The organism is Pseudomonas sp. 58(2021) (genome assembly GCF_017491585.1).
In the GTDB taxonomy this organism is placed as follows: domain Bacteria; phylum Pseudomonadota; class Gammaproteobacteria; order Pseudomonadales; family Pseudomonadaceae; genus Aquipseudomonas; species Aquipseudomonas fluorescens_BT.
Genome location: NZ_JAFGYZ010000030.1, coordinates 22,038 through 38,848, shown reverse-complemented (window position 1 = coordinate 38,848; position 16,811 = coordinate 22,038). Strand labels below are relative to the sequence as shown.

The window sequence follows — 16,811 nt, the reverse complement described above, 5'->3', positions numbered from 1 at the left end:
GGAAGTCACCGCTAGCAAGGCATGAGAAAAATGAGTCAAACTTGTTGACTGAAATTACGACAATCTCACTGGAAGCGTCAACATGCTTGACCTTAAAAACTGCAGCAGCCAACAGCAAGCCATGGAAGCGTTCTTCTTCGGCTATCAGGCGTTCACTGCCAAGGCCGACGAAATGCTCGAGCGTCGTGGCCTGTCCCGAGTGCATCAGCGCATCGTGTTTTTTATCGCCCGCTATCCCAATCTGAGCGTCAAGGAGCTGCTCGCGCTGCTCGGCGTGAGCAAACAGGCGCTGAACATGCCGTTGCGGCAATTGCAGGAAATGTACCTGGTGGACAGCGTGGCGTCCGAGACTGACAAGCGTAAGCGTCTGCTGGAACTGACTATCGAAGGTGCGAAGTTTGAACAGGCGCTGCGTCGGGAGCAGGTGAAATTACTTGAGCGGGTGTTTGCCGAGGCCGGCGAAACCGCGGTGAATGGCTGGCTGGCGGTGAATATGGCGCTGGGAAAAAACCAGACAACTCTCGACTGAATGCCCTGCCCTCTTCGCTGGCAAGCCAGCGAAGAGGGCCCCTGCAAGCGATATATCCCTATCGGCAAAACTTTCGTCAACAAAACCAAAAACATTATTTGCTTTATTTGTATACAAAAGCATAATCCACTGCGTGCGAGTTCCTGACTGCATGGTCAACAAATTCGCGTATGCCTCAAAGGGCCGCTGCCACCCCCTCATAGGGTCCGGCTCTGGAAATAACAATAAAACTCTTGAGGAGTACTCGCTGTGGAAAGCCGCAAATCCGAAGCATCGACGCTGGAACTCTCGCCGCCGTTACGCAATGGCCTGCTTGAGCGCCTCTTTAAACTCAGCTTGCATGGCACCACGGTGAAGACCGAGCTGATCGCCGGTCTGACAACCTTCATCACCATGGCCTACATCATTTTCGTCAACCCGAACATCATGGCCGATGCCGGGATCGATCACGGTGCAGCCTTCGTCGCCACCTGTATCGCCGCCGCGCTGGGCTGCCTGCTGATGGGTCTCTACGCCAACTGGCCGGTAGGCCTGGCGCCGGGCATGGGCCTCAACGCGTTCTTCACCTACACCGTGGTCGGCACCATGGGCTACAACTGGGAAACCGCCCTCGGTGCGGTGTTCGTTTCGGGCGTGCTGTTCATGATCCTGACCTTTTCGCGGATCCGCGAATGGCTGCTTAACAGCATCCCGGTCAGCCTGCGCTTTGCGATGGGTGCCGGTGTTGGCCTGTTCCTCGGGCTGATCGGCCTGAAAACTGCCGGCATCGTCGTCGATAGCCCGGCCACCCTGATCAAACTCGGCTCGCTGCGTGAACCCGGCCCGCTGCTCGCCGCCATCTGCTTCCTGATGATCGCGATCCTCAGCTACCACAGGGTATTCGGCGCAATCCTCATCAGCATTATTACCGTGACCCTGGCCGGCTGGGGCCTGGGCATCGTGCACTACTCAGGCATCATGTCGACTCCGCCAAGCCTGGCGCCGACCTTCATGGCCATGAACGTTGCCGGCGTGTTCAACGTCAGCATGATCAGCGTGGTGCTCGCCTTCCTCTTTGTGCACATGTTCGACACCGCCGGCACCCTGATGGGCGTCGCCCAGCGTGCCAATCTGGTGGGGGCTGACGGCCGCATCGAAAACCTCTCTCGCGCCATGAAAGCAGACTCCGCTTCCAGCGTATTTGGTGCGGTCGTCGGTGTACCGCCGGTCACCAGCTACGTGGAAAGTGCCGCGGGTGTAGCCGCTGGTGGTAGGACTGGTCTTACCGCAGTGACCGTCGGTGTGCTATTTATAGCCGCGATGTTCTTTGCACCGCTGGCAGGCATGATTCCCGCCTATGCCACCGCTGGCGCGCTGATCTATGTAGCGATGCTGATGATGGGCGGCATGGCGCACATCGAATGGGACGAAGCGACCGACAGCATTCCGGCCATCGTTACCGCGATCATGATGCCACTGACCTTTTCGGTCGCCGACGGCATCGCGCTGGGCTTCATTACCTATGTCGCGCTGAAGGCCGGCACCGGTAAATACAAAGAGATTTCCGTCAGTCTGTGGGTGCTCTGCGCGATCTTCATCGCCAAGTTCATCTTCCTGTAAGCGACACGCGGTTCACGCTTCAAAACAGCCTCACCCTGCCGGGTGGGGCTTTTGTACATTCTTGATAACGATAAAAGGGAGAACGTGATGAGTCTGGAAACCTGGCTGCTGTTCAGCGGCGCTGCGCTGGTGGTGATCCTGATTCCGGGGCCACTGTCGTTGCTGATGATCAGCAACAGTCTGAATTACGGTCTGCGCCGCTCATACCCGGCCTTCCTGGGTGGCGTAAGCGCGTCGATCTGCCTGCTCAGCGCTTCGGCCCTGGGACTGGGCGCCCTGTTGCTGGCATCGGAAAAACTCTTCAGCGCGCTGAAAATCGTCGGTGCGCTGTATCTGTTCTACCTCGCCTGGCAGAGCTGGCAGCAATCGCGTCAACCATCAGTCGGGGCCCAGGTTCCACACTCAGCGCCGGCTCCGCGCTTTCGCGCACTGTTCGGACGAGCCTTTGTACTGGGCGCCAGCAATCCAAAAGATATCCTGTTCTTCGCCGCGTTTCTGCCGCAGTTCCTCAGCACCGAACAGCCGTTTGTGCCACAACTGCTGGTGATGATTGTGACCTGGACGCTGCTCGACCTGCTCTGCAAGCTGACCTACGGCCTCGGCGCCCACGGTGCGGCACGCTACCTGCGCAGCGGCAAGGGCCAGAGCTGGTTCAACCGTATCAGTGCCGGATTGTTTGGTGGCGCAGGTGCGGCCTCATTGCTGAGCAGTCACTAAGTTCGTCGAAAACGGGTGATGCCCGGCAACATTTCACCTCACGAACAGATATATGTACCGCACTTCGCAGCGTTGATTCACCGAACATCCGGCCTCTTCTGGCCAGACCAACGTGAATCGACCTTGCGAGTGAAATACCCATGAGCCCCAAACGCCCGATAAAACCCGGTGCATCAACCACCTCCCCCGAAACGCCCTTCAACCTTCCCGACGTCGGGCCTCCGGCACTCCACAGGCTGCCGCTGAACATCGCTCCCCATGGCGAAGAGCGAGTACCTGTCGATCCCCCCGGGACGGCTGTTCAATCATCTTCCTCCCGACCTGTACCTTTGGAGATCGTCGACCTTCCGGCCGAGACCCACATCACCCCTGTCGTGGTCCATGCGCCGATCGAACACTATTTTCTCCCCCCCAATCAGCTATCCAGGCTTCCGGCGCCGAATGCGCTTTCCGGCATTCGGGAACTCGGGACGCAAAGGCATTTCGTGGATCTTCAGGAAGGGGGAACCGTGTTGCTGGGCATTGATGCGGAGAATCATTTCCGGGCCAGATTGAACAGCGACTACAGACCTTCCGGTCCACGAGTCGAACGGGTGGAAGGCACCCTCACCTGGCGCGTGAAACCCATCGACGAGGGCGCCGGCGGCAGCGATTCCAGATTAACGCTCAAGCGGCTGCGAAGCACGGATGATGATCCGCAAGAGGTTGTCGCGACCAAACGTTCTTCCACCTCGACGGGTAATGAATGGTCCGACCCCTGGAAAAAATGGGATGCGCCACCCCGGGAGACATCCATCGGCGGCATTGAAGTCGATGGCATCCGGTTTCTGCTTGTGCCGCACGGTAGCGACCCGGATCACCCGATCGTTTACATCAAGAATCCGGAACACTGGATGTATGACTTCGACTACATGGAACGCATCCTCGGCACCGACCTGATGCAGCAACCCAGAGGTGCGATCCGTGTTCCGCCCGCCAATCAGTGGGAGGTCGATCCGAACCTGCCCTTTCAACACCCGCTGACGCAGTACATCGCCACTTATTTTCCGCTGTTGTCGCATACCTCGGTGAACAAGGTGGCCAGACATCAATTCGGCCTGGCCAACGATGGGGATATGGCAACCGGCGTGGGTTTGACTCGCCTCAGGCAAACGTTCAACGATTGGAAACGCGGTAACAGCACGCCCCATCCGTCACTGGCCGATCCATTACTGATGCTGCCGACGCTGGCAACATCCAGCGCTATGCCAGGGCTCGGCCGCACCCTGGAATTGCCAACCCTGACCCCGGAAGGCCCTCTGCAGCGGCTTGACTTCGCCCTGACAAGGCAAGAGTGGGATTATTTCAAAGCGACGCAGTCAGGCGTTGACCTCAAGCGGCTCATGGCCAATATCCTGAATCGCCAGGGCTATGATGTTTTCACGCCAACGCCTTCAACTTCCTTTCCAGCCTTGGTATTTCGCCGGGAGAATCATCCCTTTGTCTTTTTCATCAGCCTGCATCGCGTCAGGGGCAAGAAAATTCATCAACCTCTGAATTCCGCTCCTGATGCCAGCGAAGCCCGGTTGAACACCCAGGTCGGATACCCGGCTTTGCAGGAAATGCTCCAGGCGCACGCTGAAAACAGACTGGTGTGGCTCAAGGGTGGCTCTCAGATTCATGCTTCGCAACCGGACAGCATTTTCATCGTCAGGGATGATGAGTCGAGGCTCGGAACGCTTGCCGACCTGTAATCCGGGATGCTTTTGGCAAGACGAAAAAAAGCCCGCAGTGTGAGCGGGCGAAAGACCAAAGAAGCTATATGCGCAGTCGCTTCCCGGCAGGGGCAGCAGCTTGGGGGTCAGCTGCCCCGGTAGGTGGAATAGCTGTAAGGCGAGATCAGCAACGGTACGTGGTAGTGATCCTGTTCGGCAGAGATGCCGAACCGCAGCACCACCACGTCCAGGAATGCCGGCTCCGGCAACTGGACGCCACGGGCGCGGTAGTAATCGCCGGCGTGGAACTGAACCTGATAGACACCGGTACGGTAGTCATCGCCTTGCAGCAGCGGCGCGTCGACCCGGCCATCGCTGTTGGTAAGCGCACTGGCAACCAATTCCAGGTGCGAACCTTCAACGCGGTACAGCTCGATCTTGATCGAGCTGCCCGGGCAACCGTGTGCAGCGTCCAAAACGTGTGTTGTCAAACGTCCCATTGATTCTGCGCGCCTGCCTGCGTGGAGCAGTCAGACTTCGCGCCTCCCGAAGTCAGTTGAAAAGGAGACCGCACCGTTTCGGAGCACGAAAAGCTGCGGCGAGCGATTGATTAAGACACTTTTCAAAAAAATTGTACACAATAAAAACGACATTTTTCCTTCCACCGCCGCCATCCTTGAATTTCCCGGTAGTTTGCCCTTCAACCTTGCATTCATTGAACCCTCCATCCACTAGCTGACTGGTCAGGCAGGTTTCTTGCAGGTTCACGCCATTAACAGCAAAAGATGACGGCCGGTGAAAAATGCGAAAATTCAGGCTTACAAATTGAGAATAAAGTTGTATACAATCAGCCCATCGCTGTGACGCCAGCCTGCCATCCAAACTTCAGGGCGCCACACAATCTGTCAACGAATAAGAAGGAAGACTGCAGTGAGCGCTGACTACCCACGCGACCTGATCGGTTACGGCAGTAACCCTCCTCACCCACACTGGCCGGGCAATGCCCGGATCGCCCTGTCGTTCGTACTCAATTACGAAGAAGGCGGCGAGCGCAACATCCTGCACGGCGACAAAGAATCGGAAGCCTTCCTCTCGGAAATGGTCGCCGCCCAGCCTCTGCAAGGCGCGCGCAACATGAGCATGGAATCGCTTTACGAGTATGGCAGCCGTGCCGGCGTCTGGCGGATTCTGAAACTGTTCAAGGAATTCGACATTCCGCTGACCATCTTCACCGTGGCCATGGCCGCCCAGCGCCACCCGGACGTGATCCGCGCGATGGTCGAGGCCGGTCACGAGATCTGCAGCCACGGCTACCGCTGGATCGACTACCAGTACATGGACGAAGCGCAGGAACGCGAGCACATGCTCGAAGCGATCCGCATCCTCACCGAACTCACCGGCGAGCGCCCGCTGGGCTGGTACACCGGTCGCACCGGCCCGAACACCCGTCGTCTGGTGATGGAAGAAGGCGGTTTCCTCTACGACTGCGACACCTACGACGACGACCTGCCCTACTGGGAACCGAACAACCCGACCGGCAAGCCGCACCTGGTGATTCCTTACACCCTGGACACCAACGACATGCGCTTCACCCAGGTCCAGGGTTTCAACAAGGGCGACGACTTCTTCGAATACCTCAAAGATGCCTTCGACGTGCTCTACGCCGAAGGCGCCGAAGCACCGAAGATGCTGTCGATCGGCCTGCACTGCCGCCTGATCGGCCGTCCGGCGCGCCTGGCGTCGCTCAAGCGCTTTATCGAATACGCTAAAAGTCATGAGCGGGTGTGGTTCAGCCGCCGCGTCGACATCGCGCGTCACTGGCACGAAACCCACCCGTACCAAGGGGCTGCCAAATGAGCACCTTTCAAACCCTGAAACCGTCGACCCTGAGCCGCGACGCCTTCGTCAAAGCTTTCGCCGACATCTACGAACACTCGCCATGGGTGGCCGAGAAGGCCTTCGACCTGGGCCAGGACGCCTCGATCGATCAGATCGAAACCCTGCACCAGCGCATGAGCGACATCCTGTTGAGCGCCGATCACGCCAGTCAGCTGGCACTGATCAACGCTCACCCGGACCTGGCCGGCAAAGCTGCCGTCCAGGGCGAGTTGACCGAAGCCAGCACCCATGAACAGGCTGGCGCCGGTATTCACCAATGCACGGCCGAAGAGTTCCAGCGCTTCACCGAGCTGAACGACGCCTACAAGGCCAAGTTCAAGTTTCCCTTCATCATGGCGGTAAAAGGCAGCAACCGGCATCAGATCCTCGCGGCGTTCGAAACGCGCATTCACAACCCGGTCGACACCGAGTTCAAATGTGCGCTGGCGGAGATCAACAAGATCGCCCTGTTCCGATTACTGACTCTCTAGCGAGCCTGGCCCGAGAAACCTCTAGAACGCTTGTGTTTCCCAGGGCCCTGCAAGCATCCCAAGCCACTTATTTAAAGGCAGACAAGAAGAATGAAAGCTTACGCCGTACCTTTCGAGAAGTTCGTCAACCTGGCCGATGCCCGTCTGGGCACCAAAATCATCTCGGTCACCGATGACTGGTTCGCAGACGCCAATCGTCTGTTTCAGCCGACCCCGGCCGTGTGGAAGGAGGGCGTGTTCGATGACAACGGCAAGTGGATGGACGGCTGGGAATCGCGCCGCAAGCGCTTCGAAGGCTACGACAGCGCGGTGATTCGCCTGGGCGTACCGGGTTCGATCAAAGGCGTGGACATCGACACTTCATTCTTCACCGGCAACTTCCCGCCATCGGCCTCGCTGGAAGCCTGCTTCCTGGCGTCGGGCGAGCCGGACGAAAACACCCAGTGGACTGAAGTGCTGTCGGCCGTCGAGCTGCAAGGCAACAGCCACCACTACCACGAAATCAACAACGACAAGGCGTTCAGCCACCTGCGCTTCAACATCTACCCGGATGGCGGAGTTGCCCGTCTGCGCGTGTACGGCATTCCGTTCCGCGACTGGTCGGCAGTTGGCGACAACGAGCAAGTCGACCTGGCTGCAGCCCTCAACGGTGGCCGCGCCCTCGCCTGCTCCGACGAACACTTCGGCCGCATGAGCAACATCCTCAACCCGGGCCGTGGCATCAACATGGGCGACGGCTGGGAAACCGCACGTCGTCGCACGCCAGGCAATGACTGGGTGATCGTCGCACTGGGCCACCCGGGCGAGATCGAAAAAATCATCGTCGACACCCTGCACTTCAAGGGCAACTACCCGGACACCTGCTCGATCCAGGGCGCGTTCGTCAAGGGCGGCACCGACAGCCAGATCGAAACCCAGTCGCTGTTCTGGCGCGAACTGCTGCCGAGCCAGAAGCTGGAAATGCACGCCGAACACACCTTCGTCGAGCAGATCAAGGCGCTGGGCCCGATCACCCACATCCGTCTGAACGTGTTCCCGGATGGTGGTGTGAGCCGCCTGCGCGTTTTGGGCAAGGTCGCTAAATAAGCGGTGCGCCCTTCGCGAGCAAGCCCGCTCCCACAGGGGAATGCGGTCGAATGTGGGAGCGGGCTTGCTCGCGAAGGCGTCAGAACCAACAACACAGAACTCAACGAAAAGAAGAACAGCATGCGCACACTGACGATTGAACCGCTGACCAAAGAAGCCTTCGCCCCATTCGGTGACGTGATCGAAACCGACGGCAGCGATCACTTCATGATCAACAACGGTTCGACCATGCGCTTCCACAAACTGGCGACGGTCGAAACCGCGACGCCTGAGGACAACGCGATCATCAGCATCTTCCGCGCCGACGCGCAGGACATGCCGCTGACCGTCAGCATGCTGGAACGCCATCCGCTGGGCAGCCAGGCTTTCATTCCGCTGCTCGGCAACCCCTTTCTGATCGTGGTCGCGCCACTTGGCGATGTACCTGTATCAGGCTTGGTCCGCGCCTTCGTCACCAACGGCAGGCAGGGCATCAATTACCATCGCGGCGTCTGGCACCACCCGGTGCTGACGATCGAAAAGCGGGATGACTTCCTGGTGGTTGATCGCAGTGGCACAGGCAACAACTGCGATGAGCATTTTTTCAAAGAGGATGAGCGTTTGATCCTCGCCCCCCACCAATAAGAGAAGGTCTGATCACTCGACAACAAGAGTGACAGGCGAGAGGTAAAGACTGTGGAAGCACATCTGTTGGAATGGCTGAACCTGAGCGTGCGCTGGGTTCACATGATCACTGGCGTGGCCTGGATCGGCGCGTCGTTCTACTTCGTCTGGCTGGAGAACAACCTCAACCGCGTCAACCCGAAAACCGGTCTTGCCGGTGATCTGTGGGCGATCCACGGCGGCGGTATCTATCACCTGGAAAAATACAAACTGGCCCCTCCGTCGATGCCGGAGAACCTGCACTGGTTCAAATGGGAAGCCTATTTCACCTGGATGTCGGGGATCGCGCTCCTTTGCGTAGTGTTCTACTCCAACCCCGTGCTCTACCTCGTGGCACCCGGCAGCGGCCTGACCGGCCCTGAAGGCGTGGCCATCGGTATCGGCTCGCTGATCGCCGGCTGGTTCATCTACGACTTCCTCTGCGATTCGCCACTCGGCAAGAAACCCGCCCTGCTCGGCTTCATCCTGTTCGTACTGATCATCGGCGCGGCGTATGGCTTCAGCAAGGTGTTCAGCGGTCGTGGTGCGTACCTGCACGTCGGCGCGATCATCGGCACCATCATGGTCGGCAACGTGTTCCGCATCATCATGCCGGCCCAGCGCGCACTGGTGGCCGCGATCGCCGAGAACCGCACGCCGGATCCGGCGCTACCGGCCAAAGGCCTGCTGCGTTCGCGTCACAACAACTACTTCACCCTGCCGGTGCTGTTCATCATGATCAGCAACCACTTCCCGAGCACTTACGGCAGCCAGTACAACTGGCTGATCCTGGCCGGGATCGCCGTGTTGGCGGTGTTGGTGCGTCACTACTTCAACACCCGTCACGACAGCCACAAGTTTGCCTGGACCCTGCCGGTAGCAGCGGTGGGCATGATCAGTCTGGCGTACGTCACGGGCCCGGCGCCGATGTCGACCGCTCCGGACGTGGCCAAGGCGCCTGCGAAAATCGAGTACCAGCCGTTGCCGGAAACGGCGCTGGGTGGTGGCGCGAAACCGGCTGAAGCTGCACAACCGGCAGCCTCTGCCGCCCCTGCTGCCGCTCCGGCTCAGGCGTCCAACACCGGTCCTGCGTTCGACAAGGTGCACAACGTGATCCAGGAACGCTGCGCGGTCTGCCATTCGGCCAAACCGACCAGCCCGCTGTTCAGCGCGGCACCGGCCGGTGTGATGTTCGACACCCCCGAGCAGATCCGCCAGAACGCGGCGCGGATCCAGGCGCAAGCCATCACCACGCAGATCATGCCACTGGGCAACATCACGCAGATGACCCAGCAGGAACGTGACCTGATCGGTGCCTGGATCGCCCAGGGAGCCCAGACCAACTAAGCAATAAAAGCATCGCGGGCAAGCCCGCTCCCACAGGGATTCACACAATCCCGTGGGAGCTGGCTTGCCTGCGATTAGCCGCAACGCGGTTTACCTGATGCAAAAGGACAGCTGTGAGCAACCCGGCAGCTGTTCAATCACAAGAATAAAAAAGATCCGAGGTGTTGCATGTCCGAGCTGTCCAAAGCGCGCATCCCCGACGCACCCGCCATTCAGCGTTTGCCCCTTTTGCAACTGATCCTGGTCGGTTTGCAACATGTACTGCTGATGTACGGCGGCGCCATCGCGGTACCGCTGATCATTGGACAGGCCGCTGGCCTGAGTCGTGAAGAAATCGCCTTCCTGATCAACGCCGACCTGCTGGTCGCCGGCATCGCCACCATTGTGCAGTCCCTGGGGATCGGCCCGATGGGCATACGCATGCCGGTGATGATGGGCGCCAGTTTCGCCGCCGTCGGCAGCATGGTCGCCATGGCCGGCATGCCCGGCATCGGTCTGCAGGGAATCTTCGGCGCCACCATCGCCGCCGGGTTCTTCGGCATGATCATCGCGCCGTTCATGTCCAAAGTTGTGCGCTTCTTCCCGCCCCTGGTGACCGGCACGGTCATCACCTCGATCGGTTTGTCACTGTTCCCCGTGGCCGTGAACTGGGCCGGTGGCGGCGCTGGCGCCGCTCAATTCGGTTCACCGATTTACCTGGCCATCGCCGCACTGGTGCTGGCCACCATTCTGTTGATCCACCGCTTCATGCGCGGTTTCTGGGTCAATATTTCCGTGCTGATCGGCATGTGCCTGGGTTACGTGCTCTGCGGCGCCATCGGCATGGTCGACCTGAGCGGCATGGCCAGTGCGCCATGGGTTCAGTTCGTCACCCCGCTGCATTTCGGCATGCCGAAGTTCGAACTGGCACCGATCCTGTCGATGTGCCTGGTGGTGGTGATCATCTTTGTCGAGTCCACCGGGATGTTCCTCGCACTGGGCAAGATCACCGGCCAGGAAGTCTGTCCGCGCATGCTGCGCCGGGGCTTGCTGTGTGATGCCGGCGCGTCGTTCTTCGCCGGATTCTTCAACACCTTCACCCACTCCTCCTTCGCGCAGAACATTGGCCTGGTGCAGATGACCGGTGTGCGCTGCCGTTCGGTGACCATCGTCGCCGGCGGTTTGCTGATCGTCCTGAGCCTGCTGCCGAAAGCGGCGTTCCTGGTGGCGTCGATTCCACCGGCAGTACTCGGCGGTGCGGCGATTGCGATGTTCGGCATGGTCGCGGCTACCGGCATCAAGATCCTGCAGGAAGCCGACATTGGTGACCGTCGCAATCAATTGCTGGTAGCCGTGAGCATCGGCATGGGCCTGATCCCGGTAGTGCGTCCGGAGTTCTTCGCCCACCTGCCGTTGTGGATGAGTCCGATCACCCACAGCGGGATCGCCATGGCCACCCTCAGCGCGCTGACGCTGAACCTGTTGTTCAACATTCTCGGCGGCGCCGAACGCGCCGCGATCAACGACTGCCACGCACACCAACATTAACAGCGACACAAAAATCCCCTTGTGGGAGCGGGCTTGCTCGCGAAAGGGTCATGTCAGTCACCATCACTGTTGAATGAGCCTCCGCTTTCGCGAGCAAGCCCGCTCCCACAGGGTAAGCAACGCCCTGCCTCAAACAATAAAAACAAGAGGGAGCAACAGATGATCCGGACTCAAACCAACGTGTTGTTGAGCGGCGGCCTGCTGGCCGCCTCGCAAGCCATGGCCGGCGATTTATTGCTGTGGCAGACGAACAGCCTGAGCTACCTCTACGGCAAGAACTTCGCGATCAACCCGTCGATCCAGCAGACGGTGACGTTCGAGCACGCCGACAAGTGGAAGTACGGCGACAACTTCCTGTTCGTCGACAAGATCTTCTACAACGGCCAGGAAGACCGCAACAAAGGCCCCCACGCCTTCTACGGCGAATTCAGCCCGCGCCTGTCGTTCGGCAAGATCTTCGACAAGAAGCTGGAGTTCGGCCCGATCAAGGACCTGCTGCTGGCGATGACCTACGAATACGGCGAAGGCGAGAGCGAGGCCTATCTGATCGGCCCCGGTTTCGACCTGAAAGTGCCGGGCTTCAACTATTTCACCCTGAATTTCTACCGCCGCCAGACCGAAGGCCCGCGCCCGGGCGATGGTGTCTGGCAGATCACCCCGGGCTGGTCCTACAGCATTCCCGTGGGCAATTCCGATTTGTTGATCGATGGCTACCTCGACTGGGTGGTCGACAACGACAAGAACTCGCGCGGCACCTATCACGCCAACCTGCACATCAACCCACAGATCAAATACGACCTGGGCAAAGCCCTCGGCTGGAGCCAGAAGCAGGTGTACGTCGGCACCGAATACAGCTACTGGAAGAACAAATACGGCGTCGAAAGCACCCACCGTTTAGACACCAACCAAAACACCGCCAGCCTGCTGGTGAAGGTGCACTTCTAAAATGACCCGCAACCGTGCCCCCTACCTGTCGTCGGTGCTCTGTTGCGGGGCACTTGAGACCTGGCCGTTGAGTCAGTATTCTCCGCGGCCTCCTGAATTCGGTCTAAAAAAAAGCCCGGATTTAATTCCTGACCAACGAGCCAACTTATCCCGGCGCAGTCAGTACCGAGGCATCCCGAAAACACGCTCAGTCGACTGTTTTTCAGCAGCCGACGGGCGTTTTTTTGCTTTTCGAAAAGCCTTGGCTCAGCTCTTGCTAACAGCATTAAAGCTGACCGGATGGATGATTTTTGCAACAACGAAAAAAGGCGCCACACCAGAGCGCCGACTCAAAAAAATAAACGTGGAACACCTACTTTGGGAGCAACCGAATGAAACGTATGAGCACCAGCCTGATGCTTGCGGGAACCATGCTGGCGGGGGGCCAGGCCATGGCCGACGGCCTGCTGCAATGGCAGAACAACAGCCTGACCTACCTCTATGGCAAGGATTTCCAGGTCAACCCGCGCATTCAGCAGACCGTCACCTTCGAACACGCCGATGCCTGGAAGTACGGCGACAACTTCCTGTTCGTCGACAAGATCTTCTACAACGGCAAGGATGACGGCGGTGTCGGCTCGAACACTTACTACGGCGAAATCAGCCCGCGTCTGTCGTTCGGCAAGATATTCGACCAGAAACTGGCTTTCGGTCCGGTCACCGACGTGTTGCTGGCCATGACTTACGAGTTCGGTGAGGGTGATACCGAGTCGTACCTGATCGGTCCAGGCTTTGACCTGGCGATCCCGGGCTTCGACTACTTCCAGCTGAACTTCTATCAGCGCCACACCGAAGGCTCCCGCGCCGGAGACAACGTCTGGCAGATCACCCCGGTCTGGTCCTATACGATTCCGGTCGGCGACTCGAACATCCTGATCGACGGGTTCATGGACTGGGTGGTCGACAACGACTCCAACTCCAAAGGCGATTACCACGCCAACCTGCACTTCAACCCACAGGTCAAATACGACCTGGGCAAGGCGCTGAGCATTGGCGAGAAGCAGTTGTATGTGGGTGTTGAGTACGACTACTGGTCGGACAAGTACGGGATCAAGGACAGCCAGTATTTCAAGACCGATCAGAGCACCACGAGCTTCCTGGTGAAGTTCCACTTCTGATCCTGGTGTCAATGGCGTCTGAAAGGACGCCTTCGCGAGCAAGCCCGCTCCCACATTGGTTTTGTGTCGTTCACAAAACCAATGTGGGAGCGGGCTTGCTCGCGAATGGGCGGCACCACAAATCTCAAGCGGGAGCCAACGCCGCGGTTATCCCCAAAAACCGGCACAGCTCATCGCGCTTGGCCAAGGCATCGCGTCGCCCAAGGTCGATCAGTTCGCTGCAATACCCGGCCTCGAACAGCAAGTAACTCAATACCCCTGCCCCACTGGTCTTGGTCGCCCCCGGACCGCGCAAGAACAGCCGCAACGCCGCTGGCAGCTCCTGTCGATGCCGCGCCGCGATTTCATCGATCGGCTGGCTCGGCGAAATCACCAGCACGTCCACCGGCGCTACGCCCAGCGCGCGGGTCGGCGTTCCGTCGGGCATCAGGTGACTGAACTGGTTCAACCGCTGAAGCAGCTCGATATCGCTTTCCAGACTGTCAATGAAGGTGCTGTTGAGCATGTGCCCGCCGATCTGCGCCAGTGTCGGCTGCTTTCCCGTGTAAGTGCGCTCAAGCGGATGTGCCGGATCGAACCCCCGAGGGTTGCCGCTGACGCCCACCACCAGCACCCGGCTCGCACCCAGATGCAGTGCCGGGCTGATCGGCGCCGATTGCCGCACCGCGCCATCGCCGAAATATTCATCGCCAATCTTCACTGGCGCGAACAACAGCGGGATCGCCGAACTGGCCAGCAAGTGTTCCACCGACAACTGCGTCGGCACACCGATGCGCCGGTGACGCAGCCAGGAATCGATGGTCCCGCCGCCCTGATAGAAGGTCACCGCCTGCCCCGACTCGTAGCCGAACGCTGTTACCGCCACCGCGTGCAATTGCTTGCGCGCGATGGACTCGGCGATGCCGGGCATGTGCAGTTTTTCATTGAGCAGATGGCGCAGCGGCGAACTGTTGAGCAGTGCTACCGGCACTTGCCTGCCCATGCCCAACAGGCTGTGGCTGACAAAACGACTGGCCTGGTGGATCACCCCCGGCCAGTCGCTGCGCAACACGCGATGGCTGCGAAAGCCTTGCCAGAACAGCGTCAGACGCTCGATGGCCGCGCGAAAATCGGTCGCACCGCTGGCCAGGCTGACCGCGTTGATCGCCCCGGCCGATGTGCCGACGATCACCGGGAACGGATTGTCCGCGCCCAGCGGCAGCAGTTCGGCAATTGCCGCCAGCACCCCCACCTGATACGCCGCCCGAGCCCCGCCGCCGGAAAGAATCAAACCTGTGACCGGTTCAGCTGGGCTCATCGCAACGCTCCGTGGTGCTTATGGGATGGGGTGAATCAACGACGTTTGGCGTACAGCTTAGGCTCGCCCGGCGGACGGCTCTTGAAACGCCGGTGCGCCCACAGGTATTGCTCGGGGCAATCGCGTAGCACATCTTCCACCCACTGATTGATGCGGATGCAGTCGGCTTCTTCGGTTTCGCCCGGAAACCCTTCCAGCGGCGGATGGATCACCAGACGATAGCCGCTGCCGTCCGCCAGACGCTCCTGGGTGAACGGCACCACCAGGGCCTTGCCCAGCCGGGCGAACTTGCTGGTGGCGGTGACGGTTGCGGCCTGAATGCCGAACAACGGCACGAAGATGCTTTGCTTGGCGCCGTAGTCCTGATCCGGCGCGTACCAGATCGCACGCCCGGAACGCAGCAGCTTGAGCATGCCGCGGACATCGTCGCGCTCCACCGCCAGCGAATCGAGATTGTGCCGCTCGCGGCCCTGACGCTGAACGAAGTCGAACAACGGGTTCTTGTGCTCGCGGTACATACCATCGATGGTGTGCTGCTGGCCGAGCAGCGCCGCGCCGATTTCCAGTGTCGTGAAATGCACTGCCATCAGAATCACGCCCTTGCCTTCGCGCTGGGCCTTTTGCAGGTGCTCGAGGCCTTCGACATGGGCCAGTTTCGCCAGACGCTGACGGGACCACCACCAGCTCATCGCCATTTCAAAGAACGCGATGCCGGTGGAGGCGAAGTTTTCCTTGAGCAGGCGTTTGCGCTCGGCGGCGGATTTTTCCGGGAAACACAGTTCCAGATTGCGCTTGGCGATACGCCGCCGGTCGCTTGCGAAGCGATACATCAGGGCACCGAGAAAACGACCGATGGCCAGCAATGCCGGATAGGGCAACTGCACCGTCAGCCACAACAGCCCCAGGCCGCACCAGAGCGGCCAGAAGCGAGGAGCAAGAAATGCTTTTCGAAAACGCGGGCGATCCATTAAAGCTTCCGTAAATAAGTGGCCGCGCATTCTACATCGTTCAGCCCGGCTTGCGGCTGGCGGGCGTTCTCGTTATAAGTCTCGGCACTTTTAGTGACAAGCCGTTGTATGCCGACATGAGCCAAAACGAATCGCCAGACCAAGATCCCGTGTTCCAGCTGAAGGGCAGCATGCTCGCCATTACCGTGCTGGAATTGGCCCGCAACGACCTCGACAGCCTCGATCGGCAACTGGCCGCCAAAGTCGCCCAGGCACCGAATTTCTTCAGCAACGCGCCGCTGGTTCTGGCGCTGGACAAACTGCCGCCAAGTGAAGGTGCTGTCGACTTGCCGGGACTGATGCGCGTGTGCCGCCAGCACGGCCTGCGCACCCTGGCGATCCGCGCCAGCCGCATCGAAGACATCGCCGCCGCCATCGCCATCGACATCCCGGTACTGCCGCCGTCCGGCGCCCGTGAGCGACCGCTGGAAACCGCTGAGCCTGTTGCTCCGAAGAAGCCGGAAAAGCCGCCGGAGCCGACCGTCAAACCGACCCGCGTCATCACCACGCCAGTACGTGGTGGCCAACAGATCTATGCCCAGGGTGGCGATCTGGTGGTGGTGTCGTCGGTCAGCCCGGGGGCGGAACTTCTCGCCGATGGCAACATCCATGTATACGGCCCGATGCGCGGTCGTGCGCTGGCCGGGGTCAAGGGCGACACCAAGGCGCGGATTTTCTGTCAGCAATTGAGCGCTGAACTGATCTCCATCGCAGGCCATTACAAGGTTTCCGAGGACCTGCGTCGCGATCCGATGTGGGGCTCGGGTGTACAGGTCAGCCTGTCGGGCGACGTGTTGAACATCATTCGGCTTTAACGGATACTGCCGCATTTTCCAAGCATCTCTAAAACGTAGCGAAAACGGCTCAAACGAAGTAGGAAAAAGGCCAAAAGCCA

At 59.6% G+C, this 16,811-nt stretch carries 16 protein-coding genes; 13 read left to right on the top strand and 3 right to left on the bottom strand.

What is annotated here, in order from left to right:
* Positions 1–82: 82 nt before the first annotated feature.
* From J5M72_RS26140 to J5M72_RS26125, 4 genes are all read left to right on the top strand, one after another.
* A complete protein-coding gene (locus J5M72_RS26140) occupies positions 83–529 on the top strand; it encodes a MarR family transcriptional regulator (RefSeq protein WP_207867738.1) in 447 nt (148 codons plus the stop codon).
* A 249-nt stretch (positions 530–778) separates the two neighbouring features.
* On the top strand, positions 779–2,128 hold the full coding sequence (locus J5M72_RS26135; RefSeq protein ID WP_114881997.1) for an NCS2 family permease: 1,350 nt from the start codon (positions 779–781) through the stop codon (positions 2,126–2,128).
* A gap of 87 nt (positions 2,129–2,215) precedes the next feature.
* Positions 2,216–2,845 (top strand): LysE family translocator, encoded by a 630-nt coding sequence (locus J5M72_RS26130; RefSeq protein WP_169429518.1) that lies wholly within the window; start codon positions 2,216–2,218, stop codon positions 2,843–2,845.
* 140 nt (positions 2,846–2,985) lie between these two features.
* On the top strand, positions 2,986–4,578 hold the full coding sequence (locus tag J5M72_RS26125; RefSeq protein WP_207867737.1) for a hypothetical protein: 1,593 nt from the start codon (positions 2,986–2,988) through the stop codon (positions 4,576–4,578).
* A 107-nt stretch (positions 4,579–4,685) separates the two neighbouring features.
* Here J5M72_RS26125 and uraH read toward each other — a convergent pair whose 3' ends face one another.
* The gene (uraH, locus tag J5M72_RS26120) at positions 4,686–5,039 is read right to left on the bottom strand and encodes a hydroxyisourate hydrolase (protein WP_169429516.1); all 354 of its coding nucleotides are present in this window, start codon (positions 5,037–5,039) and stop codon (positions 4,686–4,688) included.
* A gap of 430 nt (positions 5,040–5,469) precedes the next feature.
* On the opposite strand from uraH, the gene puuE reads away from it, so the two are divergent.
* From puuE to J5M72_RS26080, 8 genes are all read left to right on the top strand, one after another.
* Complete coding sequence (puuE, locus tag J5M72_RS26115) at positions 5,470–6,396, top strand: allantoinase PuuE (RefSeq protein ID WP_207867736.1); 927 nt, start codon at positions 5,470–5,472, stop codon at positions 6,394–6,396.
* Positions 6,393–6,908 (top strand): 2-oxo-4-hydroxy-4-carboxy-5-ureidoimidazoline decarboxylase, encoded by a 516-nt coding sequence (gene uraD / locus J5M72_RS26110; RefSeq protein WP_039769895.1) that lies wholly within the window; start codon positions 6,393–6,395, stop codon positions 6,906–6,908. Before puuE ends, uraD begins: the two co-directional genes overlap by 4 nt.
* Before the next feature lie 90 nt (positions 6,909–6,998).
* Positions 6,999–7,994 carry an allantoicase gene (gene alc / locus J5M72_RS26105; protein ID WP_169429515.1) on the top strand — a complete coding sequence of 332 codons (996 nt, stop codon included), beginning with the start codon at positions 6,999–7,001 and terminating at the stop codon, positions 7,992–7,994.
* 120 nt (positions 7,995–8,114) lie between these two features.
* A complete protein-coding gene (locus J5M72_RS26100) occupies positions 8,115–8,618 on the top strand; it encodes an ureidoglycolate lyase (protein ID WP_027613342.1) in 504 nt (167 codons plus the stop codon).
* 51 nt (positions 8,619–8,669) lie between these two features.
* Positions 8,670–9,983 (top strand): urate hydroxylase PuuD, encoded by a 1,314-nt coding sequence (locus J5M72_RS26095; protein WP_207867735.1) that lies wholly within the window; start codon positions 8,670–8,672, stop codon positions 9,981–9,983.
* A gap of 168 nt (positions 9,984–10,151) precedes the next feature.
* The gene (locus tag J5M72_RS26090) at positions 10,152–11,510 is read left to right on the top strand and encodes a nucleobase:cation symporter-2 family protein (protein WP_207867734.1); all 1,359 of its coding nucleotides are present in this window, start codon (positions 10,152–10,154) and stop codon (positions 11,508–11,510) included.
* Between the two features lie 159 nt (positions 11,511–11,669).
* On the top strand, positions 11,670–12,455 hold the full coding sequence (locus J5M72_RS26085) for an outer membrane protein OmpK (RefSeq protein WP_207867733.1): 786 nt from the start codon (positions 11,670–11,672) through the stop codon (positions 12,453–12,455).
* Positions 12,456–12,826: 371 nt separating this feature from the next.
* Positions 12,827–13,612 (top strand): outer membrane protein OmpK, encoded by a 786-nt coding sequence (locus J5M72_RS26080; protein ID WP_169429510.1) that lies wholly within the window; start codon positions 12,827–12,829, stop codon positions 13,610–13,612.
* A gap of 124 nt (positions 13,613–13,736) precedes the next feature.
* Here the strand turns inward: J5M72_RS26080 and J5M72_RS26075 are convergent, their stop codons facing one another.
* A complete protein-coding gene (locus tag J5M72_RS26075) occupies positions 13,737–14,909 on the bottom strand; it encodes a patatin-like phospholipase family protein (protein ID WP_169429509.1) in 1,173 nt (390 codons plus the stop codon).
* Between the two features lie 35 nt (positions 14,910–14,944).
* On the bottom strand, positions 14,945–15,877 hold the full coding sequence (locus J5M72_RS26070) for a lipid A biosynthesis lauroyl acyltransferase (protein WP_207867732.1): 933 nt from the start codon (positions 15,875–15,877) through the stop codon (positions 14,945–14,947).
* A 116-nt stretch (positions 15,878–15,993) separates the two neighbouring features.
* On the opposite strand from J5M72_RS26070, the gene minC reads away from it, so the two are divergent.
* The gene (minC, locus tag J5M72_RS26065) at positions 15,994–16,731 is read left to right on the top strand and encodes a septum site-determining protein MinC (RefSeq protein ID WP_207867731.1); all 738 of its coding nucleotides are present in this window, start codon (positions 15,994–15,996) and stop codon (positions 16,729–16,731) included.
* The last annotated feature ends 80 nt before the right edge of the window (positions 16,732–16,811 follow it).

Excerpts from the sequence above, each read along its gene's own strand:
- J5M72_RS26140 (WP_207867738.1), top strand. The coding sequence starts at position 83 with ATGCTTGACCTTAAAAACTGCAGCAGCCAACAGCAAGCCATGGAAGCG.
- uraH (WP_169429516.1), bottom strand. The coding sequence starts at position 5,039 with ATGGGACGTTTGACAACACACGTTTTGGACGCTGCACACGGTTGCCCG.
- J5M72_RS26070 (WP_207867732.1), bottom strand. The coding sequence starts at position 15,877 with ATGGATCGCCCGCGTTTTCGAAAAGCATTTCTTGCTCCTCGCTTCTGG.
- J5M72_RS26075 (WP_169429509.1), bottom strand. The coding sequence starts at position 14,909 with ATGAGCCCAGCTGAACCGGTCACAGGTTTGATTCTTTCCGGCGGCGGG.
- J5M72_RS26080 (WP_169429510.1), top strand. The coding sequence starts at position 12,827 with ATGAAACGTATGAGCACCAGCCTGATGCTTGCGGGAACCATGCTGGCG.
- J5M72_RS26100 (WP_027613342.1), top strand. The coding sequence starts at position 8,115 with ATGCGCACACTGACGATTGAACCGCTGACCAAAGAAGCCTTCGCCCCA.
- J5M72_RS26090 (WP_207867734.1), top strand. The coding sequence starts at position 10,152 with ATGTCCGAGCTGTCCAAAGCGCGCATCCCCGACGCACCCGCCATTCAG.
- J5M72_RS26085 (WP_207867733.1), top strand. The coding sequence starts at position 11,670 with ATGATCCGGACTCAAACCAACGTGTTGTTGAGCGGCGGCCTGCTGGCC.
- uraD (WP_039769895.1), top strand. The coding sequence starts at position 6,393 with ATGAGCACCTTTCAAACCCTGAAACCGTCGACCCTGAGCCGCGACGCC.
- minC (WP_207867731.1), top strand. The coding sequence starts at position 15,994 with ATGAGCCAAAACGAATCGCCAGACCAAGATCCCGTGTTCCAGCTGAAG.
- J5M72_RS26130 (WP_169429518.1), top strand. The coding sequence starts at position 2,216 with ATGAGTCTGGAAACCTGGCTGCTGTTCAGCGGCGCTGCGCTGGTGGTG.
- J5M72_RS26125 (WP_207867737.1), top strand. The coding sequence starts at position 2,986 with ATGAGCCCCAAACGCCCGATAAAACCCGGTGCATCAACCACCTCCCCC.
- alc (WP_169429515.1), top strand. The coding sequence starts at position 6,999 with ATGAAAGCTTACGCCGTACCTTTCGAGAAGTTCGTCAACCTGGCCGAT.